Source organism: Cellvibrio sp., from assembly GCF_039207905.1.
Taxonomy (GTDB): Bacteria; Pseudomonadota; Gammaproteobacteria; order Pseudomonadales; family Cellvibrionaceae; genus Cellvibrio.
Genome location: NZ_JBCECX010000007.1, coordinates 68,603 through 94,958 on the forward strand (window position 1 = coordinate 68,603; position 26,356 = coordinate 94,958).

Sequence of the window (26,356 nt, forward strand, 5' to 3'; positions counted from 1 at the left end):
ACTCGGTCAAACTTACTGCTTAGAACTTGGCGCGGACGCCGATAGAGTAACGCGCTTCGTTGTCATACACGAAGGACGCTTGCTCTACACCTTCAGCCAAACGATAGACTTGTTTTTCGTCTTCGCTGGTGAGGTTGGCAACCTGGGCATATACCGTTACATCATCCACTACATCGTAGCTGACGTTCAGGTCGACATAAGTAGTGCCCTTGGCAAAAACCGCTTGGTTCAATGGACCGTAATCCTGTACGAAGCGATCGTCGCGGCCGTTAACTGCAACACGCGCCTGCAACTTGTCCTGTTGATACCACACAATAAAGTTGTAGGTGTTTTCCGAGTTGTTAGCAAACGGATATTTTTCACCAGTTACGTCAGATGCTAGACCCGGACGCTCACTCGGTGAGTAAGTGTAGTTAACATCCACACCAAAGTTGCTGAGGAAGTTGTCGGTGAGGTCACTGAATGCGAGTTTCGCACCCAATTCCAAACCTTTCACTTCACCGCCCTTACCAACTACCGGGCCATCACCTTTGATGTTGTAGGTTTTGCCTCTGGATACCACATCGATATAACTTTCTTTTTGCTCAACAAAGGATTCAATCTCGACGAGATAGGCACCCATGTTAAACATACTCGCTTCACCGAAATAATATTCCGCAGAGATGTCGTAGTTAGTACTCAACCATGGATCGAGGTTGATATCCGCCTGTGAGTTCCAACCACTCGGGATACGTTGGGTTGAGTCATCCGGATCCGGACCGGTGAACACGTTCAAACTGGAACCGTAACGGAACAAATCCAATTCCTGTTTGTTTTTCGCTGCGCTCAAACGCAACTTAACGTCCTCAGCAACATCCCACGCAAGGTTCAAAGATGGCAGCACATCGGTGCGGCTCTTCTTGTTAGTTTCGCGGCCAGTGTAGTAATGCGAACCACCGTAAGCGCGCTGCACGCCGGTACTTTGATAAACGTTGGCCGATATCTCGGACTCAATCACTTTCACACCGAGAGTACCCGAGACAGGGCCAGCAACGAAGTTGCCGACGAGGTAACTGCTCAACTCATCCAGAGTCACTGTGTAGCTGTTTGCTGGCGCAATGATTTTTTTGATGTCATTGAACGCTTTGCGGTTAAACGCTTCAGGATTATCAAAGGTGGTTGGATCAACTGCCCAGAAACCGGGGATACCTTTCGCGTATTTACCCAAGTCAGTTACGAATTGCAGCTTCTCACCGAAATGATCCAGCGGCTGTGGTGGCAATACGAAGTATGGAGTGAATGACGCCGGATCACTTCCAACCAAACGCTCACCCGCAGAACATTCAGCACCACTGCCACCGCCATCAAATTTCTGGTCGATTGAACGCCACATCGCATAACAACCAGTGATGTTGCTGGCGTTTGGCAAATCAGGGCCAGTGAGACGGTTGTTGGAGTTCACGTAGAATTGTGCCCAGTAGTCATAAGCTTCTACATCAACTGAACGGGTGCTGCCACGCAGGCCAACCTCTACATCAGTAATGAATGAATCTTCAAACTTGTAATTCACGTGAGCACTGAAGGCTCTCATTTTGGCCGAGGTGTCGTTGTCTTGCTCCAACTGCTCACCTTCCATGATCCAACTGTCTTTGTTGGCCATATAAGTGGCGAGTGATTTTTCACCGCTGGCATCGGTTAAACCACCAGCAATGTTTTGGTCGAAACCACTCCAGTGTGCAGTGTGTCCCTTGTAGTTCAAACCAAGCAGTGGATCTTCGTTATAGCCTTTAGGGTTAGGCAATACAAAGCGACCACCGTTAACACCTACTTCGCCCAAACGATCCGGATCAAGCACCAAACCATATTGCTCAACCACATCTTTTGGATAGAAATGGCCGTACAGGCGTTGCACTGTGTCGCCACGGAAACTGTTGATACCGCCCTGTGCTGTCGCAAACAACACATTGTTATAGGCTTCCGCACTGATCGCACGCAAACCACCGGTAAGCGCACCATCATTGTCAAAATTCAATTCAACATTGAAGTTTTTAGAACCCGCATCGATCACGCGGTTACCGCCAATCGATTGCAACCACAGTGGCTCTACACTGAATTGGTCGGCAATGATCCACTCGCGGCCATCTTTGCCGGTAATTGAATCAGAGCTGTGAGTTGGTACAGCGATTTGCGCACCGGTCCAACCATTTTGATATTGGTCATCCCACATAGCTTTGCGTTCATCGCTGAGCGCGGTCATACCCTGCCAGCGGTTGGAAATGTTCAAGCCCACTTCGCGTTGGTATTCTTTGGCTTGGGTATAGAAACCTTCTACCACCAATTCCAAACCATTACCGAGGTCCGCTTGCAACGCGGCGTTCACACCATCGCGGCTACGCTCGTTCGCGGAGCGGGAGAAACGATAACCGTGGTTTTGGTTAACCGTCCACTTACCTTCAAATGCACTGCCTGGGCCCATTTGATAAGCACCCGGATCACCTGCGCGCCCGGCATAATCGTTCGCCAGATTTTTTTCGCCGGTAACACCGGAGACCATCACACCGAGGTTTTCATTGCGCCAGTTAATCAAGGCGTTGATAGTACTATCCATCTCATCGCTGATTTCACCGTTAGAAAGATCGTAGCCACCGGCTGCGCTGAATCCTTCTTTGAAATCCATCGGACGGAAGGTTTTGATATCGATAGTACCGGTAATACCGGACACCGAATTGGTTACATCCAAACTTTTGTATACGTCTGCTGCGCGCAATAATTGCGCAGGCACATCGCCAAAGTCAGGTTGCGCACCAGCCAGATTACCCGCAGCGAGGAATTGCTCGCCGTTCATCATTACTGCAACCTGATCCATACCGCGCACACTCAGGCGCGAACCTTCACCCGCATTACGCTGGATTTGCACACCGGTAATACGCTGCAAAGAGTCAGTAATCGTAACGTCGGGTAACTTACCCACGTCTTCAGCGGAGATGCCGTCAACGATAGATTTGGCTTCGCGCTTGGTGGCGATCGCGCTTTGTTGCGCGCCCTTCACACCAAGGACAACTACCTCTTCGACTGAATCAGCACCATCCTGTGCAAATGCTTGTGTACCTATGCCAAATACCGCATAGGACGCTATCGCACTTGCAATAAGTTTTTTCTTAAAGCCTCGTTTCGTGTTCATGGACTTCTCCGTTCACCGATTTATGGAATTATTTTTTACGCGTGTTTCAATAAATCCCCAATGTTGAACTTGCGTACTTGTCTTATAGATCAAACACACAAATCACCCCCAAAGGGTAAGGGTGAATTCATCGTTATTCATTATGTAAATAAATTTTGGTAGTTAGCTAAGAGGGCTGCGTCAAGGAATAGCTTTTTATTTTTTGTCGATTGTAGAAGCGCGCACATAAATTAAAACCTTATTTTTTATCCCTGTGACAACGTGCAACCTTTTAATTTTTATCATCTTAATAACGGCGCCAGAAGAATGTCCATAGCTAAAAATAGCCTAGACAAAAAGAAATCGTTTTCAATTTTTTGAAATCGATTTCAAGTTAAAAATAATTTTTTATTTAGCAAATAAATTTTTTGTGAATTTTCTGAAAACGTTTTCAGAAAATTAATTGAAACGAAAATAGTCACTCGACAGAGAGTGATTTTAATGCGCAGAAAAACAAATCCGGATTGCCAATGAAAAAGTGTGAGGATAAAACAACAGGGCAATGACGAAATGACAGCAGACTATTGATTGATCGAAAACAACGCTTTGTTTAAGAGGATGCGCTTGCAGGGCAAACACCGGCAGCCAAGACCACAATAGCTCCGCACCTGTGATGCGCTTAGCCATCGACCCACTATGGATAAGACGTAATGTGGAACCCCACGCCGGTGGGCTTTTCGCTATAATCGCCAGCAACTACACGATTGCGCTAATAAATGGCCAACTGCGCCCGCCGCTACTGCCGGTGCAGATAACCTCTAATAACCTAGAATTCGCTATGCATAGCAAACCGCAACTCGGTTTCTGGCAGATATGGAACCTCTGCTTTGGCTTTTTCGGCATCCAATTCGGATTTGCCCTACAGAACGCCAATGTGAGCCGCATCTTTCAGATTCTCGGCGCGCCCATTGAAGAGATCCCCATCCTCTGGGTTGCTGCTCCCATCACCGGCCTGCTGATCCAGCCGGTTATCGGCTATATGAGCGATAAAACCTGGCATCGCAACGGCCGCCGCCGCCCCTATATTTTGTGCGGTGCGATTGCCGCAACCCTCGCACTGCTGGTGATGCCCAATTCCCCTGAACTCTGGATCGCCGCGGGCATGCTCTGGGTACTCGATGCCTCGCTCAATATCGCCCTCGCACCATCCATTGCGATGGTGAGCGATATGCTGCCAGACAAGCAGCGTTCGGCCGGATTTTCCATGCAGAGTTTTTTTATCGGTGTGAGCGCGGTGGTCGCATCGGCATTGCCGTGGATTTTGAATAACTGGCTGGACATCGCCAACACCGCCCCGCAGGGCCATGTACCACCATCGGTGACTTATGCATTCTATATAGGCGCAGCAATTTTATTGCTCAGCCTGTTATGGTCAGCCTACAGCACACCCGAATACAGCCCGGAGCAGATGGCCACCTTCCAGCGCTGGCGCGATGAGCAAAAACTGGATGTGATCGAGCAGCAATACACCGGCTTCTCGCGTTGGGGAACGATTTTTTTAGCCGCCGGGATTATCGCCACCGCATTAATCCCGATTGCCTCACTCGACCACAAACTCTATGTGCTCAGTCTTGGTGTTGTGTTGTTCGGGTTGCTACAACTCGCCGCTGGCACATTGCAAAACGCCGGTCGCACCGACAACGCGCTCTACCAGATTACCCGCGATATGGTGCTGATGCCGCGCACCATGCGCCAGCTGGCAATCGTGCAATGCCTGTCCTGGTTTGCGTTATTTTCCATGTGGATTTACACCACTGCAGCGGTAACCTCGCATCACTATCACAGCACCGATCCGACCTCCCTCGCCTACAATCAGGGCGCAGATTGGGTCGGTATTTTATTCGCCGCCTACAATGGCTTTGCTGCACTCGCCGCCGTTGCTATTCCACTACTGGTGCGCAAAACCAATCGCAAGATTACCCATATGATCAACCTGTGTTTCGGCGCGCTCGGCCTGATCTCATTTTTATTTATCGAAGATCCTCATTGGTTACTGCTGGCAATGGTTGGCGTCGGCTTCGCCTGGGCCTCTATTCTCGCCCTGCCCTTGGCGATGCTTACCAGCGCATTGCCACCCGCCAAGATGGGTGTGTATGCAGGAATTTATAATTTTTTTATTGTCATACCCCAGATACTCGCCTCCAGTATCCTTGCGCTGGTGGTGAGCAAATTCTTCGGTGGCCAACCGATTTACGCTATCGTCTGCGCCGGGGGCTTTATGATTCTTGCCGCTATCGCCACCGCATTTGTCGATGACACCAGCAATAGCTAAATTTTCTCGCCAGCACACAAGACACACCTATGCCAGCCAGTATTGAAGCATTGATCAACAGTATTTATCGCAGCGAGTCGCGCCGTGTATTGGCGACCTTGATTCGCCTGCTAAAAGATTTTGATCTCGCCGAAGAAGCATTACAGGACGCATTCGCAGCCGCCATGCAGCAATGGCCACACGAAGGTGTACCGCAAAACCCGCGCGCCTGGCTGGTATCGACTGGTCGCTTCAAAGCGATTGACCAAATCCGCAAACGCGCGCGCTTTAATACCTCATGGGAAGACGTTGCCGAGCAATTGGAAGATGAGCTACACAGTGAGGACGCGGATTATTCTGAACTCCACATTGAAGATGACCAGCTGCGCCTGATATTCACCTGCTGCCACCCGAGCCTTGCGCCTGAAGCGCAAATGGCACTGACCCTGCGCGAAATTTGCGGGCTGACGACTGAGGCCATCGCGCGCGCCTTCCTCACTACGCCCAGCACACTCGCGCAACGTATAGTGCGCGCTAAAAATAAAATCCGCGATGCAAAAATTCCCTACGAAATTCCCGGCCGCAGCGAGTTACCCGAGCGGCTCGACGCAGTGCTGCATGTAATTTATTTAGTATTTAACGAAGGATATTCCGCTTCTTCCGGCAGCGAATTAACTCGGCAGGAATTGGCACAAGAGGCAATCCGGTTGGGGCGATTGCTCGCACAGCTACTACCGGAAGCAGAGGTGCTTGGACTGCTTGCGCTAATGCTGATCCAGGATTCACGCCACCATGCACGCATCGATAGCAACGGCGATTTGATTCGCTTGGAAGATCAGGATCGTCGTTTATGGAATCATGAACAAATTGCCGAAGGTTCAGCGCTCATCCAGCGCGCACTCAGCAGCAGTGAGGTTGATGTCTATTGCCTGCAAGCCGCCATAGCGGCGCTCCATGCCGAATCACCCAGTTTTGCCGACACCGATTGGAGTGAGATTTGTGGCTTCTACGATTTATTATTAGTCCGCAATCCATCGCCGGTGATTGAACTCAATCGCGCTGTAGCCATCGCCATGCGCGATGGTGCAGCAGCAGGCCTGACACTGGTCGATAGCTTGGTCGCACGCCAACAACTAACTGATTACTACCTGCTCCACGCCGCCCGCGCCGATTTGTTAGCCCAACTTGGGGAACTTGACGCCGCCAGTGCTGCCTATGCTATGGCGCTGGAATTAACCGATCAAGAACCTGAACGTCGGTTTCTGCGTAAAAAGCTGATGGACGTAAAACCGTAACAACAAACTCGCACAATGTGATCCCGAGTATGCGGTTTTAAGTTTCATTTAAGTATTGGGCGATACACTCATACGACCAGCAGATTTCAGCATTCATCCTTGTAGGGCGATACATTGTGCACACCTTCAATACCCCCATATTTGAAGTAGCCCCCTATGCCACCTTCGGCATCTTGTTGTTGATGGTGTGCAGTACCGCTTACTTGCGCCGTCTGATACTCAACTACACCCAAAAAAAACTCCCGCAGTGTTTTAACGAATTTAAGCTCTACGAAGAAGATCAAGACGAAACCTCCACCCTATCGTTATACCGCTACATAACCTCCAATCGATTCCAGCAGACCAATGATCCAGTGTTCATCGGCATGTGCCAGCGTTATATGCGCTGGGGGCAGTTGTTTATTCTGTTTTTTGTAGTCGCAGCTATTGTTGATATTGGATTTATCTTCCACGTGCTCTGACTGAGCTAGAATAATCAACACCTCAATTTGGTAGCTGTACTGCGGAGCAAATAGATGCGGATCCTATTGATCGAAGACGATCAAATGATTGGAGAATCAGTTTCCGAAAGCCTGAAAAACTCCGGTTACGCAGTTGACTGGGTAAAGGATGGCAACTCTGGTCTCAACGCCATTTCTTGCCAACAATACGATCTGCTATTACTCGATTTGGGACTGCCGCAAAAAGATGGCATCGATGTTTTGCGCACAATTCGAAAGCAGCAATCCCCCCTTCCCGTCATTGTACTCACTGCACGCGATGCACTCGAAGACCGCATTGTCGGGTTGGATGCAGGAGCAGATGACTATCTGGTAAAACCCTTCGCGCTAGGCGAGTTAAATGCACGCATGCACGCAGTGCTGCGACGCCAATCAAACAACTCTGGCCCACATCTGGGCAATGGTATTATCTCGCTTGATCCCGTCACTCGTGAAGCCTGCCTTACGGGCGCTACGCCGCTCCGGTTATCTGCGCGCGAATTCGCATTGCTGCAAGCGCTGCTGGTTCGCCCTGGCGCAATTCTCTCTCGCGCAGACTTAGAAGAAAAAATTTATGCTTGGGGTGATGAAGTGGAAAGTAATGCGATTGAGTTTTTTATCCACTCATTACGTAAAAAATTTGGCAGTGACATCATCAAGAATGTTCGGGGGCTGGGGTGGATGGTAGCAAAAGCAAGCTGAGCAATTCGTTACAGTTTCGCCTATCGGTAGGTACAGCGATTGCCATTTTGGTTGTCGCTCTGATCTCCGGTTTGTTTTCGTATTGGTGGGCATTCGAAGAAGCCATAGAACTGCAAGATGAGCAGCTTATCCGTTTGGCCGCGCTAGCAAATCGCCAACAAATTGTGCAACCCGCCGCAAATACACCCATTGAAATATCACGCGCAGATCCTGAATCACATTTTGTAGTGCAGTGGCTTGGCAATGCCAACACAGATGATGCAGTTGAGCTACCTGGCCTGCCTGAAAACTTACAAGACGGTTTACAAACTCATCAAGTGCAAAACACTTATTGGCGCATACTGGTAAAAACATTTAATCATGGTGGGCGTGTAGTTGTTGCACAACAAACAGAGGTGCGTGATGAGATAGCGCGCACCAGCGCACTAAATACTCTCGTCCCACTTATTATTTTAATACCGCTGCTACTGATCTGGGTTGCCTATCTAATCCGCCAAGCTTTTGCGCCATTAAAAAAAATGGCACAACAGCTCGACCAGAGTAACGACAATAATTTAACCGCATTACCTGACCATAATTTAGCATCTGAAATCGCTCCATTTATAGGTGCAATTAACCACTTGCTTGCACGCGTACGCGACTCAATTGCACAACAGCGACAATTCGTGCGCGATGCCGCCCATGAACTCAGATCGCCGCTCACCGCTATCTCATTGCAAGCTGAACGCTTGGTGGAGCTGAGCCCAGACAAAGAAGACCTGCACACCAGACTCATTAATTTACACCGAGCCACTGAACGCACTCGCGTACTTATCGAGCAACTATTGACCATGGCAAGGGCACAGGATAATCAGATATCCGTGGGAAAAATGCTTTCCATTAAAGCCTTGCTGCGCGAGCTGTTGGAAGATCTTTTACCATTAGCGAATGTTAAAAAAATTGATGTAGCAGTGATTGGCAATGACGTCCAGGTTTATAGCCAGCCAATTGATCTGCAAATACTTATTAAAAATTTAATCGAAAATGCCATCCACTACACGCCAAAAAATGGGCATATTGAAATCATCTTAACCGACCATGGGGACAGCACAGAACTTTGTATATGTGATTCGGGACCAGGCATTGCACTTGCTGAACAAGAGCGAGTATTTGATCCCTTTTACCGGGTACTAGGTAATGACCAACCCGGCTCGGGGCTCGGACTATCAATCGTTCGCACAATCGCCACCAGACTAAACATCAAGGTAACACTTAATAATAATGACGCCGCAGAAAAAACCGGGCTATGCGCTCGCGTAATGTTTCCGCACACATCACTGAAATAATAGTTGCCTAGGTTGCTTTCCTGCAGGATCTGACTATATCTAACTCGGGGTTATAAATATCGGTCTGTAAGTTAAGCATGCTTAAAATGGTATGAAAGAAATAATCATGCGAGTAAGTATTACCAGCACCCACTCTTTCTAAACAAGGCCTATCAATATGATTTTCTGTTTGATAGGCAGCAGAAAGCCACATAAAAAGCGGTATTTGAGTTTGCTCCTTGGGGGCAATTGAATAGGGCATACCATGCAAATATAATCCCGATTCGCCAAGCGATTCCCCATGGTCAGAAAGATAAATTAATGCCGTATTATATTTATCCCCCCGCTCCTTTAACCATTCAATAGTTTTATTGAGAAAATAATCCGTATAGCGGATCGTATTATCATAAGCATTCACAACTTCTTCATGTGTGCAATTTTGCAATTGATTAGTTGTGCACACCGGACTAAAAAATGTTTTGTCGTGCGGATAACGCTTGTAATAATCGGGACCATGACTCCCTTTCTGGTGCAGCACAATTACTTGGCTTGCAGCTGAAGAAGCAACCTTATCACCCAATTGATGCAGCAAAATTTCATCGAAACACTCTTCACTATTACACAGTAATGGCACTTGTAAATGCTGCACATCTTCATAAGTGACCTGCGCGCAAGTGCCTTTACAGCTTGAATTGTTATCTCGCCACAACACCTCAATACCTGCCCGCTTAATTACATCTAAAAGACCTTCTTGCGATTTAGCTTTAGTGTCCGAATAGTTGTCATGCCCCAAAGCAGAAAACATGCACGGCACGGACACAGCCGTTTCGGTACCGCAGGATATGACGCTAGGGAAGTTAACAATATGTTGCTGTGCGATAAGCGGGGTTGTGTCGCGCCCATAACCATTAATACCAAAGTGATCAGCACGAGCTGTCTCACCCACAACCAAAATTAACAAAGTAGGTTTTTCTTGTGCTTTTCCCAGTGGACTCAGCGTCACATCAACACCTATAGGTTTTATCTCCAAAACTCGATTGTTCGTTGTTGCATATGAAAGTCCGGCATAAATGAAATTCAATGGATTAGCCATCTGGCGAATATTTTTATGGTTACGAAAGAAAGAGGCATAATCCATAGACATACTTAAAATCAGTATTAAACAACTGACGAAAGCAACCACTATAAATTTTAACTTACGCCATATCTCCACCTTTAATTTTTCATAGCTTATACGAACGTTAAAGAGTAAGAGAGAGGGGAAAATCCCCAACACCAGAAAATACAGAACAAGACGTAAACTCAGAAGATCCAAAGATTCAGAGAAGTCGGTTTCTGCCACACTCTGAATCATCATACGATGAATAACCACACCGTAAGTGCCCATAAAATAAGAAACACCTGCTGACGTAATCAGCAGTACCGATAACACAGGCTTAAACACATAGGGAAATGTTATTAAAGAAATGACTATAAATGTTAGCAGCCACAACACAATGCTAAGGTTAATAATAAAAATTATGCCTCTCAGACTGCCGTAGTCGATAAGATGAAAAATCGCACCAAAAAACGAAGTATTGTAAAAGGCAATAAAACAGAGCGCAGATATCCATGCAGCCTGGATAGAACTCACACCTGTCCCAATCCTTACAGATCGTGCCGACATCAATATACTCAAAGACATGGCACCACCTCGCCCACATGTTGTTTAGCAGGCGCACCGAAAAAACAGAAAAAAAGCGTTAGCGAAAAAAACCAACAAATCGCCGCAGACCATAAATCGTGAGAAATGAAATGCGCTCCGCGGATTTGCTGGGCGAGCCCAAGAACACTTCCGGCAATCAAGGGAAGCACTAGTCCCAGCCAGCGCCATTTTGAGCAACAGTAAACACCAAAAAAATAACAGGATATCCACGCGTAACCCGCACTTGCCTGCCCTGCGGGAAAGCATCCACTACCATTACGCTGAAAAAGTTGATCGACAACACCGAGATAGGGAAGATCGCCACCATAGCGATAGAATTCCCATGGGCAAGATACGGCTAGTAGTGCTTTCAAACAGCTAATGAGTAAGCTGCTGCCAGCAGTAGCCAGAAATAAATAAAATAATGGTTTTTTTAACGATTGAAGAGTGGAAATGAAATGCGATGCAACCAAAAATACTAATAGAAGTAACAATAGAAAAAGGGAGATGTTACGCCCGCCGCGATGGAAAAACGTTTCAGTAATCCAATGGTCTTTCCATGCCCAGCTATTGCCTTGAATACCGTAGAAATAATCTGCCAAGCCTCGATCTACGTCACCAACAGTGATGCAGATTGAAGCCAGACACAAAGCAAGCAACGGAAATAAAAGATGTGTGATTAGCCATCTATCAATATTAGCGACCATAACTCATACCAATATGTAAGAGTTGGCGAGCTTAAAGTAGAAGACTTAGCTATCACTTAGGAAATGGTCACAACTTGAATAGCCGTGACCTTGATTAAAATACCCTCTCGTATTACTTAACATTCACTGATTCTATAACTGGCGATCCTTACTAAACAACTCCTTCAACTCCATCCGGCTTTGTTTAACTAACTGCGCTAATTCCTTCGGATCTTTACTCACCGCAATCGCTTGATTGATTAAGCTCTGATCGTGCTCGCGGAAAATATCAATCGCATTTTGTGATTGTCCTTCGGTATATCCCACTTCGGTAAGCGTACGCATGGCCGCACTCAAGCTGGATTCATAAATTTCGCGGATAGGTTTCTCTACTCCTAACTCAACTAATTGGTAGGCATGGGCGCGGTCACGCGCACGCACAATCAAGGTGATATGTGGGAAATGTGTTTTAACCAGACGAGTTACTTCTAGCGATGCCTCAATGCTCACCAGTGCGATCACCAGCACTTTTGCATCGCGTATGCCCGCCGCTTCCAATAACTCAATGCGGGTAGCATCGCCGTAATAACTGCGCACGCCGTAATTTTTTAAGAACTCAATATGATCGGGATTTTTATCCAACGCATTAAACGGGATATTACTGGCAGTGAGAATACGGCCAATAATTTGACCAAAGCGACCAAAGCCCGCAATGATCACTTCCGCTTTATGCCCATCAGGTTCATTTAATTCTTTGAGGGAGTTTTCTGCTTGTTGCGCTTCATGCTGCGCGCTTTCCTGCATGGTGCGCTTGCGGGTTGCAAACTCATATAACATCACCAAAGGACTGGTCAGTGCCATAGAAATGCCCACCACCAACACCACATAGTTACCAATCTCTTTCGGAATAAATGCAGATTGCTCTGCAGTCGCCATCACCACAAAAGCAAATTCACCACCTTGTGCGAGCATAACGCCCATCAACAATCCTTCCTTCAAAGGAAATTTACGGAGGCGCAGGATCAATGCAACTACCGATACTTTTACCAACATCAATGTAAGTGCAAGCAACAGAATTAAAAACGGTTCGGCAAACAATAAGCGTAAGTTGAGTGACATTCCCACCGCGATAAAAAACAAACCCAACAGCAAACCTTTGAAAGGTTCTATATCGGCAGCCAATTGATGGCGAAAGCTGGACTGCGCAAGCAACATGCCTGCGAGGAATGCCCCCATACTCATGGAGAAACCCACCAACTGCATTAAGTAAGCAACACTCAATACAATTAATAAACCGGCAGCGGTAAGAATCTCACGGCTACCGTACTTAGCAACAATTTGCAGCAGCGGGTTAAAAATTCGCGCGCCCGCCAATAACAAAAATGCGACAGTGCACAACCCCAACCACCAAGGCACATGATGTTCGGTATCAGCGGAAGGTGCCCAGTTGGCGAGCAATAATAAGATCGGGATTACCGCGAGATCCTGCAACAGTAGAATCGAAAAACCTTTTCGCCCAATCGGCACACCCATTATTTTGTGCTCTTCCATTAGCGGCACAGCAAATGCAGTGGATGAGAGCGCCAGCGCAAGGCCAATCATAAAACCCTGTTGCCAGGTCAGATCAAAAAAGATGGCGATTAACGCCATAATTGCGGATGCGGTCAGCAACATTTGCGCACTGCCCAGCACCCCCACATCCAAACGCATCTTCCACAACTGTTGCGGATTTAATTCCAAGCCAATTACAAACAACAGCAGCACCACACCCAATTCGGAAAATTGAAAGGTCGCTTCCGGGCGATAAATCAAACCCAATTCATAAGGCCCAATGATTGCACCGGCAACCAGATAACCGAGAATCGCCCCCAAACCAAGACGACGGAACAAAGGCACAGCAATAGTAGCGGCCAACAAATAATAAATAGCGTGAAGGAGTGTTTCCTGGTGATGCATTGAACTGACTCTTGAAAAATAAAATGGGTTGGCGGATTACATCTTCAACAATTCATCGACGGTGACAAAGGTATAACCCTTGGCTTTTAGTCCGCGAATAATAAGGGGAACTGCATCCATCGACGCTTGACGGGAATCAAACATGACATGCAATAAAATAATAGAACCCGGCTTAACCTGGTCAAGCGCATACTGCGCCATTGCCTGGCTATCATTCGCGATTGCATCGTCTTTTTCAGGCTCTACATCCCAGGTAATTGTAGTAATTCCCTGTTGCTGCAAATACCAAGGCAAGATAAATAATTTTTTACCGTAGGGTGGGCGGAAAACAATTTCACCTTCATATCCAACCGAACGTATCAGCTGGTTGGTTTTTTCAACTTCATCTTCAATCGTTTGATAGCTGAGAAATACCATGCGCTTATGCGAGCAAGAGTGATTTGCAATTTGATGCCCCGCTGCAATCAACTGCCGCGCAGCTTCAGGATGCTGCGCAATGCTCTCTCCGGTTAAAAAGAAAGTGGCTTTGTTTTCGCCAAGCAAATTGATGATTTTTCCGGTGTGTTTAGTGGGGCCATCATCAAATGTTAATGCGACGACTTTTTCAGTGGTTTCAACCCGACTAACCAGCTTGCCAAAAACCTGATATTCACGGCTTCGGCTCAACTGGAACAACAAGGCCACAATCACCAGCAAACTTATCACTGCAACAATAATTTTCTTCAACTGCTATTCCCTACCAAATATACCTGAGCGATAACTATCCGTGATTAATGATCACGCCCATTAAAATGATTGACCGGAATTTTTTCCAACTCGATATTTTCAATACAGCGAATGTTGAGCGCAATGGTCCGGTTACCTTTGGGATCAGTGCCTTCAGCGTAAGGACTCACGCCGCAAATTTTGCAAAACTTGTGATGGATTACATGCTTGTTAAAGGTGTAGTCGCCTACATTTTCGCCAGACCCCAACAAGGTAAATTGATCTGCCGGAAAAAACGACAGTAGAGTCCCCTTGCGCTGGCATATAGAACAATTGCATGACAATGCACTATCAATATTTCCTTCCACTTCAAATTTAATATTGCCGCAATGGCAACTGCCGTGATAATTCATATAGGCTCCCGTCATTGATAAAAATTGAAAAGCTGTGGTCTGTTTATTAACGACTGACTATAAATGGATTCCGACGGATAAAGAAGAGGCACCTAAGCCCGCACGGATCACCCACCGACTCATTAAAGGTTAGCTCGTAAGGCGCTAAAACCGGCCAAACCAAACACAGAAAATATTTTTCGCTCCCTTGTCGATTTTGAGTTTCGCTGTACGACTACTCTATGAAAAACGACAAAACTCCACCTGAAGGAGCTTTCACATCGCAAAAAATGACTCAATTTTCAATGATTTAACGAAAAACATGACCAACCTAACTGGAAATCTGGAAGGAGAATCAAAATGACTCATTATGCCGATTGTTTTTTGCTACCAATAGCACCGGAAAAAATTCCCGAGTACCAACAAATGGCCAGCAAATCAGGCGCTGTTTGGAAAGAGCATGGCGCAATTGCCTATTGGGAATGCCTGGCTGAAGATCTTGAGCACCACGACATGACATCGTTCCGCACCTCCGCGGGCTGCAAAGATAATGAAACCGTTGTCATCGCCTGGATTATCTACCCATCGCGCGAAGAACGTGACCGCATTAACGCGCTGGTGATGGCCGACCCGCGCCTGAACGAAATGTGCAACAAAGACAATCCACCGTTTGATTTCAAACGCATGGCCTACGGCGGATTTAAAAGCATAGTACGTTACGAATAACAACACGCTACGAATAATTTAACTCAACACGCTTATAACATCGACAAAGGACAAGATCATGCCAACCCAAGTATTTGTTAATTTCCCAGTGAAAGATCTGGAAAAATCCAAAGCATTTTTTTCGCATCTCGGTTACACCTTTAATCCGCAGTTTACCGACGAAAGTGCGGCTTGTATGGTGATTAGCGATACGATTTATTCCATGCTGGTAACCGAGCCAAAATTTAAAACCTTTACCTCCAAAGAAATTGCCAATGGCCATGCAAGCAAAGAAGTTATTGTTTGCTTGTCATGTGAAAGCCGCGCAAAAGTAGATGACACCATCAGCAGAGCAGTAGCTGCTGGCGGCAAAGCTTGGCCAACGGAGCCATTGGATTACGGCTTTATGTATTACCACGGCTTTGAAGATTTGGATGGTCACCACTGGGAAATTATGTATATGGACCCAGCCCACGTTCAGGCATAATCTTTCCACAAAGCGCTGGCAACACCGGCGCAATTTCCAATAAGTATTTGCGAGGGCAAGATGAAATATTTATGCATGGTTTATTACGATGAAAACATCATCAACAATATGACCTCCAATGAGTGGAAAGCGCTGAACAGTGAATGTGAAGCCTGCGGCCAGAATTTACGTGATAGCGGAAAAATGATTGGTGGCAACGCATTGCATCCTTCAACCACCGCGACCAGCTTACGCATTCGCGACGGCAAACCATTGATTACCGATGGCCCTTTTGCTGAAACCAAAGAGCAATTGGCAGGATTTTATTTACTGGATGCACGCGATTTAAATGAGGCCATTCAACTCGCCAGCAAAATTCCACCGGCGCGTCTAGGCACTATAGAAATCCGCCCGATCCGCGAATTGGATTCAACAAAAGATGAACGACACCAACAACACTTTGCCTGATACATCAAGCAGCGTTGCAGCACCGCGCATCGAACAAGCCGGCCCATTATTGGTAGCAGGCTTGCGCGAGCAACTTGACGAACATATGGCAGAAAAAATCCCGCAGTTGTGGAAAACACTCGTTGCTTGCTGGGATGAAATTCCCCAGCGCGTTGGGTCGGCTGATTACGGTTTATGTATTCGCGTAGATGACTGCGAGTATTACTATATGGCCGCATGCTCTGTGTGGGACTTTACCGGACTGCCTGAAAAATTTAGCCCGTTTATTATCCCATCGCAAACTTACGCGGTGTTTGTGCATCAAGGGTCAGTGCGACTTCTTTGCAACACCATTGATTATGCATTTGATCAATGGCTGCCCGAATCCGGTTATCAACATGCAGCGGCGCTAGATAATCGCTTGCACTTTTTTGAGCGCTATGGCGAGCAATTTAATCCGGAAATCGGCGAAGGCGATATTGAAATTTGGTTGCCGATTACAAAATAAAAAACCTGTCGCATCTTATGCGACAGGTTTTTTATCCAGCAGATAACAATAGCGCTTGCGTCTGCATCTACCAATTCATTTCGCCAGTAGCAACCTTGGCACTAATTACCATACCGTCATCGACGGGCAATTGTGGATAAGCTTTTTTTAATGCATCAACTAATTGAGTCGATGTGGGCTTATTCACTAGCAATTTTTCATAAGCTTGCAAATATTCGCGACTGAATAACACGGCAGCATCCCCCTTGGGAACTGTGCCAATGTAGTGACCGGGAATGACAGTCGCAGGATTAAGCGCAGACAATGTTGTTAGCGCCCTGATCCACTCAGCACGCGCCGCTTTGGATTGTGTATCAGCAGTCCACAAATGAATACCACTACTGACCAGCACACCACCCACAACCGCTTTAATTGATGGCACCCACAAATAGGCGTTGTGGGTATTGATCTCGCGCACCTCAATACTGTGGTTTTCAAGCGTCAATCTGGTGCGGTCAAATACCTTCGGCACAAACACTTTCTTTGGTGCTTGCTCACCAAGAATTGGCCCCCAGTATTTCAGTTTTGCATCTTTGGTGTGCTCGATATGTTCGACCACATTGCGACTCGCAATAATATCGGCATCGGGGAAAGCGGCAACGATAGGCTCTAAACCAAAGTAGTAATCAGGATCGCCAGCACTGATATAAATTTGCGTGAGTTTTTTACCGCTGGCGCGAATAAGATCAACCAATGCCTTTCCATCACCCACACCAAATTGTGCATCAACCAAAATGGCTTCTTTCTCGCCGGTTATCAGCGTTGATGACACAGGGAAAATACCTTTTTCCTGTGGATTATACGTTGCGATATGCAAATCGGCCGCCTGTGCAATTGATGCTCCCAACAACACACTGGCAGCGATAGCCACTGCGCTAAACGTGCGTTTCATACTCTATACCCTGCGATTAAGTTGTCTTGTTACTGCTTTGATTGCCAGTGTAATATTTCAAAAACAAATCATATATCGCACTTGACGAACAACACTGTTTCAAAAACCGAGCAAATAACATGGACAAACTGACCGCCATGCGCGTGTTTAGCCAAATAGCCGTTACCGGCAGCTTTAGCGCAACTGCCGAGCAAATGGCACTATCGCGCGCGATGGTGAGCCGCTACGTGAGCGAACTGGAAGAATGGTTGAATCAGCGACTTCTGCAGCGCACCACGCGTAACGTCACCCTCACCGCAGCAGGCGAACAATTTTTACAGCGCTGCGAGCAAATTTTGGCACTGACAGATGAAACACTGGAAGCCGCAACAATGCCGGATAGCGAATTGCGTGGCCAGTTACGGCTAGCCTGCAGCGCGACCTTTGCTTATTCCCAATTGGCGAGCGCCATTGCTGATTTTCAATCGCTACATCCCGGATTGAATATTGATATGAATGTGAGTGATGCCAGCATCAATTTAATTGATGCGCGTATTGATCTCGCCATACGTATTAGCAACACACCGGACCCGATGCTAATTGCACGACGCCTCGCGAGCTGCGCATCCGTATTGGTTGCGTCACCTGCTTATTTAGAAAAATACGGCATACCGGAATCGCCTGATTCGCTGGTGAACCACCGCTGTATGTCGCACGCCACTACCGGAAAATATTTATGGCAATTTACCCGCGCAAACCAGGTTTCCAAGGTTGAAATTCACAGCCATTTTTCCGCTAATGATGCAGCTGTATTGCTGCACGCGGCTCTGGCGGGCGGTGGAATTACCTTACAGCCCAGCTATCTTGCCAATTGTTATATTGCTGCCGGAACACTGGTGCCATTGTTAACCGAATGGTCGGTACCAAAACTGGAAATCAATGCGCTCTATCCATCGCGCCATCATCTACCAATGCGCGTGCGCAAGTTCCTTGATTTTTTAGTGGTGCGTTTTGAATCAGAACCCTGGTAATTTTTACTATCAAGCATCCCACTCCATATACCCATGAATAGCGGCATATTCGTAAGTGGTTATTTCAAATGGATTACCATCGGGGTCACGAAAATAGATTGACCACGAAAGATCATGATCGATAGGATTTACCGATATTCCCTTGTCATTCAAATGTTCGATCCAGGCAAAGAAATTTTCTGCAGTAACACTAAACGCTATTACTGTATTTTGGATGTTCTCTGACTCAAACAGCGCCAGATGGATATTCCCCTGAGCATTGCCGATAGTTAACGGCCCCTTATCTGTCGCCCACTTATCAAATTCGGCAACCCGCTCAAAACCCAATACATCTTTGTACCACTGTTCTGCCAGCTTGCGGTCTTTAACCGACACATGAACATGATCGATTAGCATTAAATTGGGAGCCATATTAGTTACCTACCTGTATCAATCTCATGACATTAAATGTCGAATACACAACGTACTGCACACTCTATATCGCTATGCACTGCTGCGGGACTCAATGCACGCTCAAAGAGATAAAAATCATTGGGTGCATTTTCTTTCATCCAGACAAATGATTTTTTCGGCCCTTGATACCATAACTGCCGCAAGTCGAAATAATCTTCCAATATTGTGGTGAGCAACCAGACACGACGGTAATTACCCTCGATGTCATCACGCTGAATACGCGCCAGCATTTTTGCAGCCCATTGTTCGCGCACTGCTATTTCCTGTTCAGTAAGAACAGCAGGGCCAGCATCAAACAACTTATCCAAGTCAGCCAAAAAGTCGTCCGCATGATTAGACTTTTGCACAAGAATTTGGCTACTGCGTAACTTCAAATACTCTTTTGTTGGCGATGCCAAAAGTGCCTCTGGGTAAACAAACACATCCCAATAAGCATCGTCAATAAATTCGTTATTGCGAATTTCATGTTCTACCGCTGCAAATGCGGCAACATCATAGTCGCTATCGGCTGTTGCTGAACCATCCGCACGCGAGCCATACAGCAAAATAGTATGTGCGCCGTATTGGGCTACCAGATAATCGATAATTTTTACCAAAACGGGATCAGTTGAGGGCATGTTTTTTGGCCTGATAAAAAACTGATCATACGATAGTAAATTCACTAGTGGTTTACAATAAAAAACGGAGAGGTATTCCTCTCCGTTTTTGGGTGGTGTATATCAGCAAACGATTAGGTTTTAGGCTTATCGAGTGATAACGCGGGCGTGGCGTTGAGCGAGACAATACGCGTCTTGCTGATTTTGTGACGGTAGATCTCGCGCAGGTATTTGATCGCTTTTTTTACGCTGTCACGCGATAGACGAATATCATTGATTGAGCAGAACTTCTCTGAATCGTTAATCAGCTCGCGATATTTTTTCTCATACATGGGCTTGATCGCGTACCAGTTGGTATCGAGAATCTTGGCAGGGTTTTCATACTCATTGAGCATTTTATCCACCAGCTTTTCATCGAATTCGTCGGAGCGGATAAACTCCAGCATAGCGGCATCGAGTTGCTCATCGAAACGGTACGGATCTTTGGCAAAACAACGTTTGATGAAGGCTACGATCAGTGTTAAGAAATCGTCACTCAGGCATGGGCTTTTTACAATCAATGTCGTTAACGAAATATTCGCCGAAGCACCTATTACCAATGCATAACGCTTGAGCGTGGTATTGGGGAACAGGGAGTTCAAATGGGATTTGAGTTTATTCAAATCCATGTATGACAATTTGTAATCTTTCGGCAGGGAGATGATAGAAACAATCGACGAACAGTTTTTAAAGAAATGTAGATTTTTCAACTCTTCGGCGTCGTAGCCCTTTTGCAAATAGCGCGCGAGGGATTCGCGATAGCGACCAGACTCAATCGGCAGCAGACTGATACCTTCAATTGCCTGGGTTACTTTGTTGAAGTGCGGCAAATCAATCGAGCGATAGAATAAATCATCAATGTTCAATTCACTCTTTTTCGGGTCCATACCGCGCAACTTATCCACGCCTTGTGGTGGCGTTGCATTCGGAATCACCGACTCGGCATAAGCAACGGCAACCGGGCCAGCTAAACTCATAAACAAATCGTTGGCATCGAGGCGAATCGTTTCACCTATATCAATGCCTGCGCGCCGGAAATAGTTTTCGTCGTAATCGGTAGTGACCGCTTGTGCGGTGAGGATGTTAAAAATTTGCTGGGAAATATATTGGTTGGCATATTTCTCCATCGCATTCACATCGATGTGCGGGATGTTGCCGTCATCAGTTGCTTCGGCGTAGCGCATGATGTCGTTGGAAATCAGCATCATTGCGTTCCACGGGCGAATACGATGCATCACGCTGGCTTCGCTGCTGTCTTCGTTATCAAAGTTGTAGGAGAAGTCCCACTCTTCAGATAAATACTTACACAGCAGTCGCCCGGCGTTGATGTGCAGCGCCTCCGACATTTCTACACCGTGGTCAGAAATATTGGGCAGGATACAAATACCGCTGGTGAAAATTGGCTCGAACACAAATGAATGGCCACGGTTCTCTGCATTGGCAGCCTCCGAGCGCACATCAAATGTTTTGCTCATGTAAGCATATTGCTGAGCCAAACCAAATTCACTCGCCATACCGGAACCGGTACCACCACCCGCACTGAAAATATAAAAATACAGGCGCGATTGGTTGGCTTTAATTCCACAGGAATCGATCAAATAAGAATGCACATGTTTCCAATCAGGATTGGAAAAACGCTGGGTATCTTTGTTGAGAATAATTTTAGCGAGGTACTGGCCGAGAATTGGCGCATTACCGGAACCACCCGCATGAACTTCGGACAAGTCCATGATTTTCATCTTGGTGTAATCTTTAAGGAAACCGGAGCGCTCACCTTTGTGCGAGAAACGGATGCGGCCTTCAATATCTTTATCCAGATCGCCGAGCATCACCAAGGGCTCAATTAAAAACACCGGCTTGAGGTGATGGCCACCTTTTAAATGCAAGCTGCGTTTGATCCAGCGCATCGGCTTGTCTTGTTCGCGCACTTCTTTCTCTTCGCTGTTGAATTCGTTGAGGTAAAAGTTGCGCGCGTTATAAACCAGTGATGCCACATCCAACGCAATGTTGGAACCGCAACGCCCCAAACCAATCAAGCAAACCGACGGGAACTGCGGCTGCTTTTGATTGTTGGGATCTTCGTCTTTAAGAATATGGGGGTAAACACTGCTGCGCAGGGTATCCAGGTTGTAAAGAATCCGATCCAGATCGCGCTCGGTAAAATACATGTAACTGGAATTTTGCGGCGGCGTGAGCAAGTTAATGACTTCTGCCGCAGGAGGAGCATCCAGCGTAATCAGATCATCCTGGTCCAGCACATCGGTAGGGCGAGAAGTTTTCTTGGTAGCCATGTAGATAAATCCTTATTGAGCGACACAGTGTTATTAGTAGGAATGCCTGTACTGCTTACAATCGCAATCCTATTAACGCTAGTCGCGACTCGGCATAAATACAAACCTGCGCGCCGCTATCGCTCAATAAGTCTTTAAAAAAGGCGGTTTTTAACCACCCAAGGGGTTAACTACGCTTGTTAAGTGCTGCCAACACCTGTGCATCGCGCTTGTAGATGTCCGGTTTGAAGGCAACTTGCGTTTCGCTGATTGCATCTACCGTCCAGTAGGCAAGCAAAATAGGAACACGTTTCGCCAGAGTCACATTGCGTGTTTTGCCATTCGCCAAGGCTTGGTCGATGGCCTCTGAACTCCAGTTGGGTGTTTCGGATAACAACAACTCAACCAATTCCAATGCACGCTCGACACGGATACAACCCGAACTAAACGCGCGCTGACTTTTGTCGAATAATTTTTGATGCGGCGTATCGTGCAGGTAAACCGCATAAGGATTTGGGAAACGGATTACGGCTTTGCCAAGCGCAGCATCATCACCTGCATCCTGACGCAGTGTCACATTGCCCGGGCGATTCCAATCGACGGTAGCGGGGTCCAGTTCTTTGCCGCTGCTATCCAGCACGCGAATATTATGGTCGCGCAGATAGTTAATATCTTTACGCACCTTCGGTAATACATCTTTGCGCAGAATGGTCGGCGGCACTGTCCAGGTCGGATTAAGAGTGATGTAATTCACTTCGGATTTAAAAATCGGTGTAGTGCGATAAGCCATACCCACTTGCACGCGCGAACGCCAAATCGGTTGATGCGCTTTAAAGTAAGTGACTTTGAATCCGGCTACATCGACCAACAACATTTCCGCCGGAATGTTATGCAACAACCAGCGCGCGCGATCCAGATTTACCCGCAGCTGATCAATGCGCGATTGCACCGATACATTTAATGCTGCGCGCGTCGCCGGGCCAATAGCACCATCGACTTCCAGATATTGATCGCGCTGAAATTTTTTAACTGCTTCTACCAGATACTCATCAAACACGTTATCCGGATTAATACCGACTTCAACAATCGGCTCCGCCGCTGCGCTGGAAGAACTGCTGCTCTCGGGCGTCATCACATCGGCGACAAACATATCGGTCGCTGATGGTGCCGAACTTGCGGCACTACTGGCAGCCATAAATTTTGCATCAGGCAAACATTTTTGCGCGGGTAGTAATCCCTGTTGGCCTTCGGCAGCAGGTAAAACAGGCGCAACATATTCGCCAGTGACGCTCAAGCGCTGACGCAAAATCGCTACCTGTGGATCGACCATGCACGGCTTTAGCGAGGGTCCAGCAGGCAATGCCGGCCAGCCACCCTGCGCCGCCAATATCCGGTAACGTTTCAGGCCTTCGCGCATACTGTTATAGATGGGGTGTTGCGGGCGGGTCTTGGCAAAGATTTCAGCAATGGGAGTCAAATCGATTCCACCTGCAACATAGACGCCTGCACTGGTGAGGGCGAGATCTTCCAACTCAAAGTTCCACTGGGGATCGAGACCGGCAGGATCGACCTTGCCATTAAATAGATGGTAGAGCGCGCGCAGATAAGCATTAGTCGCACGAATATCCTGATCGGCGTGGCGGGCAATGGATTCGGGGGAATTGTCATCAGCCAGCGGCGGAGTCTGGCTCAGCAGGGAGATTTGGTAATCCTCAGGACTCAAACCATCTTCTATCAGCGAGCCGAGCGCACTGATCAATTCGTCCAAGCGACCGGGTTGATCCCACACCGGACGAAATTGCCTTTGGGTATAGAAGGAGCTTACAGCCTGGCTCAGGTCGCGCGAATTATTGCGCGCCGACTCTTGGGCGAGCTGCATGGTCGCGACCTTCGCTTCAATTTCCTTTGTTAGCATTTCTTGCGGCGAGAGCGGTGCGGGTTGTGCAGCATCTGCCGCCAAAACAGGGAGGCTCGCGCCACACACTATCAACAACACAACACAGGTAAACAAACGATCTGCCTTTGCGGGCAACTTCAACAACCTAAACAACTGCATAAACGCATGCTCCTACGCACTTAACTAAAACGTGCTTATTATCAAAGGTAGCAAAGAACATTCAAAAATTTGCTGCATTTTTGATCATTAGTGTTTGCCGCATCGATTTTCAGATGCTAGCATTCGTTCGTTATCGCACTTTAGTGGTTAAAACATAACCAAAAACAGCAAGGCCGCTGCAACTTTATCACCCAGAACTCCGGGAATATCCATGTTGTACAAAACCTTTAGGGCCTTGTCTTTTTCGGCCTGCATAAGTCTTTTATTCACTTTTCATGCCACTGCCGGACAAGCGGAAGCAAGCAATCCTTTCCTGCCAGCCTCCCCATTTATCAATGAAGAGTCGCCGTTAAACCTGCTGAGCAAGTTGAGCAAAGCTGCTCCGGCTGCAAACCCCAAAGTTATTGGCCTGGCGCTGTCTGCACTGGATTGTGCGATGCATCAGGGAATCTCCCCGGCACGCAATTTAACCGTAATCGATTACTCACTCGCCTCGACCATTCCGCGCTTGTGGGTCTTTGATTTGGTTACCGGCAAGCTGCTATTTAACGAATTAGTCGCCCACGGCAAGAATACCGGTGAAAATTTTGCACGCAATTTTTCCAATACTTACGGAAGCTTGCAAACCAGTCTCGGTCTTTTCCGCACCAAAGATACCTATAACGGCTCCAATGGTTATTCGCTGCGCATGGATGGACTGGAAAGCGGTTTTAACGACAAAGCCATGGAACGCGCGATCGTATTCCACGGTGCCCCTTACGTCGATTCCAAAATGGCCAACAAAACCGGGCGCCTTGGTCGCAGCTGGGGTTGTCCTGCCGTCCGTTTGGGTATCGCCAAGAAAGTAATCGATACCATCAAAGGCGAGCAATTCCTGTTCTCCTACTATCCCGACAAAAAATGGCTCACCAGCTCCAAATTCCTGAACTGCCCAAGCAGCCAGCGCTGGGCGAAAAACTAGCTCGATAAATCGCTTGCGCAGCCAGCTGTGCAAGTGATCGTGGCTACACCTCAGGCAGTAGTATCCCGCGTTAAAACAGCGACCATCCGTAAAGCTTTGTTAAAAAAAACACCCGCCTGCCATCAATTTATCAAGCTGTGTAAATAGCATCGCAGCGCCTCGTAACAAATAGTATAAATACGCTAATAGTTTAAATGACTTTTACAGTTTTAAACATTCGGCATTCCCCCTTTGTAACTGCTTTCAATTAGAGTAGCCGCGCCGTTATCCCTGATTTACTCACGGCAAAGAGGATGTTTTTAAAAAATCTGCCAAGCTTAGGATGTACACCAAAAGCTAGCCTGACAAATCCAACCCACTATAAAAAAAGCCTAGGTCAAACACTATGAAAAAGCTCCACGCATTTAATCCGCTGTTAGCCACAACCACACTCGTACTTTGCGCTGTATCAGTCCCGTTAATGGCTGCTACCAAAAAAGAACCTTGGGAACTCGCCCAGGAAACTGAGGTATGGGAGCCAGTTCCACCGGTTATTAGCTCACCAGCTAACGGTGTTCCATCCGATGCTACCGTGCTGTTCGATGGCAAAAACCTGAGCCAATGGCAAGCCGTTGAAGGTGGCGGTGCCGCCGAATGGAAAGTTGCCGAGGGCGCATTTACCGTAGTGCCTAAAAAAGGCGATATCAGAACCAAAGAGTCTTTTTGCGATGTGCAATTGCACATTGAATGGAAAACACCGACCAACTTTATCGGCGAAGATGGCAAACCTACCGAAAGCCAGGGCCGCAGCAACAGCGGTGTTTTCTTCCAGGAACGTTATGAAATCCAGGTACTGGATAATTACAACAACAAAACCTACCCCAACGGCCAGGTTGCTTCGGTTTACAAACAAACTATCCCGTTGGTAAACGCGTCGCGCGCGCCGGGCGAGTGGCAGACTTACGATATTATTTTCACTTCTCCAAAATTTGATAGCGCCCAAAAACTTACCAAGCCAGGTTATGTGACCGTGTTGCATAACGGTGTGCTCGCACAAAACCATGTTGAAATTCAGGGTGCAACTGAATGGATCGGCAAGCCTGTCTACAAAGCTCACGGCTGCGCCCCTTTGCGTCTGCAAGACCATGGCAATTTGGTTAGCTTCCGCAATATCTGGGTACGCAAACTCTAACTTTTTCCGCTCTATCCGCAGGCAGTTCAGCTAATTGCTTTTACTGTCTTTTGTTCGCGCCGCAGTGTTTCACTGCGGCGCTTTTTTAAT

The 26,356-nt window shown here is 47.2% G+C and carries 23 protein-coding genes; 12 read left to right on the forward strand and 11 right to left on the reverse strand.

Annotated elements, in window-relative coordinates; genetic code table 11:
• Positions 1-19: 19 nt before the first annotated feature.
• Complete coding sequence (locus AAGC78_RS05780) at positions 20-3,160, reverse strand: TonB-dependent receptor (RefSeq protein ID WP_435783099.1); 3,141 nt, start codon at positions 3,158-3,160, stop codon at positions 20-22.
• An 817-nt stretch (positions 3,161-3,977) separates the two neighbouring features.
• Between AAGC78_RS05780 and AAGC78_RS05785 the strand changes: the two genes are divergently transcribed.
• From AAGC78_RS05785 to AAGC78_RS05805, 5 genes are all read left to right on the forward strand, one after another.
• The gene (locus AAGC78_RS05785) at positions 3,978-5,471 is read left to right on the forward strand and encodes an MFS transporter (RefSeq protein ID WP_435783100.1); all 1,494 of its coding nucleotides are present in this window, start codon (positions 3,978-3,980) and stop codon (positions 5,469-5,471) included.
• 29 nt (positions 5,472-5,500) lie between these two features.
• On the forward strand, positions 5,501-6,745 hold the full coding sequence (locus tag AAGC78_RS05790; RefSeq protein WP_435783101.1) for an RNA polymerase sigma factor: 1,245 nt from the start codon (positions 5,501-5,503) through the stop codon (positions 6,743-6,745).
• 116 nt (positions 6,746-6,861) lie between these two features.
• The gene (locus AAGC78_RS05795) at positions 6,862-7,206 is read left to right on the forward strand and encodes a hypothetical protein (protein WP_435783102.1); all 345 of its coding nucleotides are present in this window, start codon (positions 6,862-6,864) and stop codon (positions 7,204-7,206) included.
• Between the two features lie 54 nt (positions 7,207-7,260).
• Positions 7,261-7,926 carry a response regulator gene (locus AAGC78_RS05800; protein ID WP_435783103.1) on the forward strand — a complete coding sequence of 222 codons (666 nt, stop codon included), beginning with the start codon at positions 7,261-7,263 and terminating at the stop codon, positions 7,924-7,926.
• Positions 7,902-9,251, forward strand: coding sequence for an ATP-binding protein (locus AAGC78_RS05805; RefSeq protein WP_435783104.1), 1,350 nt, complete (start codon positions 7,902-7,904; stop codon positions 9,249-9,251). The genes AAGC78_RS05800 and AAGC78_RS05805 overlap by 25 nt, the downstream gene beginning before the upstream one ends.
• Before the next feature lie 7 nt (positions 9,252-9,258).
• Here AAGC78_RS05805 and AAGC78_RS05810 read toward each other — a convergent pair whose 3' ends face one another.
• The 5 genes from AAGC78_RS05810 to AAGC78_RS05830 all read right to left on the reverse strand — a co-directional run bounded on the left by AAGC78_RS05810 (position 9,259) and on the right by AAGC78_RS05830 (position 14,674).
• The gene (locus AAGC78_RS05810) at positions 9,259-10,914 is read right to left on the reverse strand and encodes a phosphoethanolamine transferase (RefSeq protein ID WP_435783105.1); all 1,656 of its coding nucleotides are present in this window, start codon (positions 10,912-10,914) and stop codon (positions 9,259-9,261) included.
• Positions 10,905-11,621, reverse strand: a complete 717-nt coding sequence (locus tag AAGC78_RS05815; RefSeq protein ID WP_435783106.1) for a phosphatase PAP2 family protein — start codon at positions 11,619-11,621, stop codon at positions 10,905-10,907. Before AAGC78_RS05815 ends, AAGC78_RS05810 begins: the two co-directional genes overlap by 10 nt.
• 132 nt (positions 11,622-11,753) lie before the next feature.
• Positions 11,754-13,556: a monovalent cation:proton antiporter-2 (CPA2) family protein gene (locus tag AAGC78_RS05820; protein ID WP_435783107.1), complete on the reverse strand. Its 1,803-nt coding sequence runs from the start codon at positions 13,554-13,556 to the stop codon at positions 11,754-11,756.
• A gap of 36 nt (positions 13,557-13,592) precedes the next feature.
• Complete coding sequence (locus tag AAGC78_RS05825) at positions 13,593-14,282, reverse strand: polysaccharide deacetylase family protein (protein WP_435783108.1); 690 nt, start codon at positions 14,280-14,282, stop codon at positions 13,593-13,595.
• A 44-nt stretch (positions 14,283-14,326) separates the two neighbouring features.
• Positions 14,327-14,674: a GFA family protein gene (locus AAGC78_RS05830; protein WP_435783109.1), complete on the reverse strand. Its 348-nt coding sequence runs from the start codon at positions 14,672-14,674 to the stop codon at positions 14,327-14,329.
• Positions 14,675-15,013: 339 nt separating this feature from the next.
• Here AAGC78_RS05830 and AAGC78_RS05835 point away from each other — a divergent pair, with 339 nt between their 5' ends.
• Genes AAGC78_RS05835 through AAGC78_RS05850 form a run of 4 tightly spaced genes read left to right on the forward strand, consistent with a single transcriptional unit; the run spans position 15,014 to position 16,779 of the window.
• On the forward strand, positions 15,014-15,379 hold the full coding sequence (locus AAGC78_RS05835) for a DUF1428 domain-containing protein (RefSeq protein WP_435783110.1): 366 nt from the start codon (positions 15,014-15,016) through the stop codon (positions 15,377-15,379).
• Positions 15,380-15,437: 58 nt separating this feature from the next.
• Positions 15,438-15,845: a VOC family protein gene (locus AAGC78_RS05840; RefSeq protein WP_435783111.1), complete on the forward strand. Its 408-nt coding sequence runs from the start codon at positions 15,438-15,440 to the stop codon at positions 15,843-15,845.
• Positions 15,846-15,905: 60 nt separating this feature from the next.
• Positions 15,906-16,292, forward strand: a complete 387-nt coding sequence (locus AAGC78_RS05845) for a YciI family protein (protein ID WP_435783112.1) — start codon at positions 15,906-15,908, stop codon at positions 16,290-16,292.
• Complete coding sequence (locus tag AAGC78_RS05850; RefSeq protein WP_435783113.1) at positions 16,264-16,779, forward strand: GyrI-like domain-containing protein; 516 nt, start codon at positions 16,264-16,266, stop codon at positions 16,777-16,779. The genes AAGC78_RS05845 and AAGC78_RS05850 overlap by 29 nt, the downstream gene beginning before the upstream one ends.
• A gap of 67 nt (positions 16,780-16,846) precedes the next feature.
• Here the strand turns inward: AAGC78_RS05850 and AAGC78_RS05855 are convergent, their stop codons facing one another.
• Positions 16,847-17,710, reverse strand: coding sequence for a Vmh family MBL fold metallo-hydrolase (locus AAGC78_RS05855; protein WP_435783114.1), 864 nt, complete (start codon positions 17,708-17,710; stop codon positions 16,847-16,849).
• A gap of 119 nt (positions 17,711-17,829) precedes the next feature.
• Here AAGC78_RS05855 and AAGC78_RS05860 point away from each other — a divergent pair, with 119 nt between their 5' ends.
• Positions 17,830-18,720: a LysR family transcriptional regulator gene (locus tag AAGC78_RS05860; protein WP_435783115.1), complete on the forward strand. Its 891-nt coding sequence runs from the start codon at positions 17,830-17,832 to the stop codon at positions 18,718-18,720.
• Positions 18,721-18,729: 9 nt separating this feature from the next.
• Here the strand turns inward: AAGC78_RS05860 and AAGC78_RS05865 are convergent, their stop codons facing one another.
• The 4 genes from AAGC78_RS05865 to AAGC78_RS05880 all read right to left on the reverse strand — a co-directional run bounded on the left by AAGC78_RS05865 (position 18,730) and on the right by AAGC78_RS05880 (position 24,134).
• Positions 18,730-19,131: a VOC family protein gene (locus AAGC78_RS05865; RefSeq protein ID WP_435783116.1), complete on the reverse strand. Its 402-nt coding sequence runs from the start codon at positions 19,129-19,131 to the stop codon at positions 18,730-18,732.
• Positions 19,132-19,163: 32 nt separating this feature from the next.
• On the reverse strand, positions 19,164-19,790 hold the full coding sequence (locus AAGC78_RS05870; protein WP_435783117.1) for a nucleotidyltransferase domain-containing protein: 627 nt from the start codon (positions 19,788-19,790) through the stop codon (positions 19,164-19,166).
• Positions 19,791-19,903: 113 nt separating this feature from the next.
• Positions 19,904-22,099 carry a hypothetical protein gene (locus AAGC78_RS05875; protein WP_435783118.1) on the reverse strand — a complete coding sequence of 732 codons (2,196 nt, stop codon included), beginning with the start codon at positions 22,097-22,099 and terminating at the stop codon, positions 19,904-19,906.
• A 166-nt stretch (positions 22,100-22,265) separates the two neighbouring features.
• Entirely contained in the window at positions 22,266-24,134 is a 1,869-nt protein-coding gene (locus tag AAGC78_RS05880) for a L,D-transpeptidase family protein (RefSeq protein ID WP_435783119.1), read from the reverse strand.
• Between the two features lie 211 nt (positions 24,135-24,345).
• On the opposite strand from AAGC78_RS05880, the gene AAGC78_RS05885 reads away from it, so the two are divergent.
• Positions 24,346-25,095 carry a murein L,D-transpeptidase catalytic domain family protein gene (locus AAGC78_RS05885; protein ID WP_435783120.1) on the forward strand — a complete coding sequence of 250 codons (750 nt, stop codon included), beginning with the start codon at positions 24,346-24,348 and terminating at the stop codon, positions 25,093-25,095.
• Positions 25,096-25,480: 385 nt separating this feature from the next.
• Positions 25,481-26,266: a 3-keto-disaccharide hydrolase gene (locus AAGC78_RS05890; protein WP_435783121.1), complete on the forward strand. Its 786-nt coding sequence runs from the start codon at positions 25,481-25,483 to the stop codon at positions 26,264-26,266.
• The last annotated feature ends 90 nt before the right edge of the window (positions 26,267-26,356 follow it).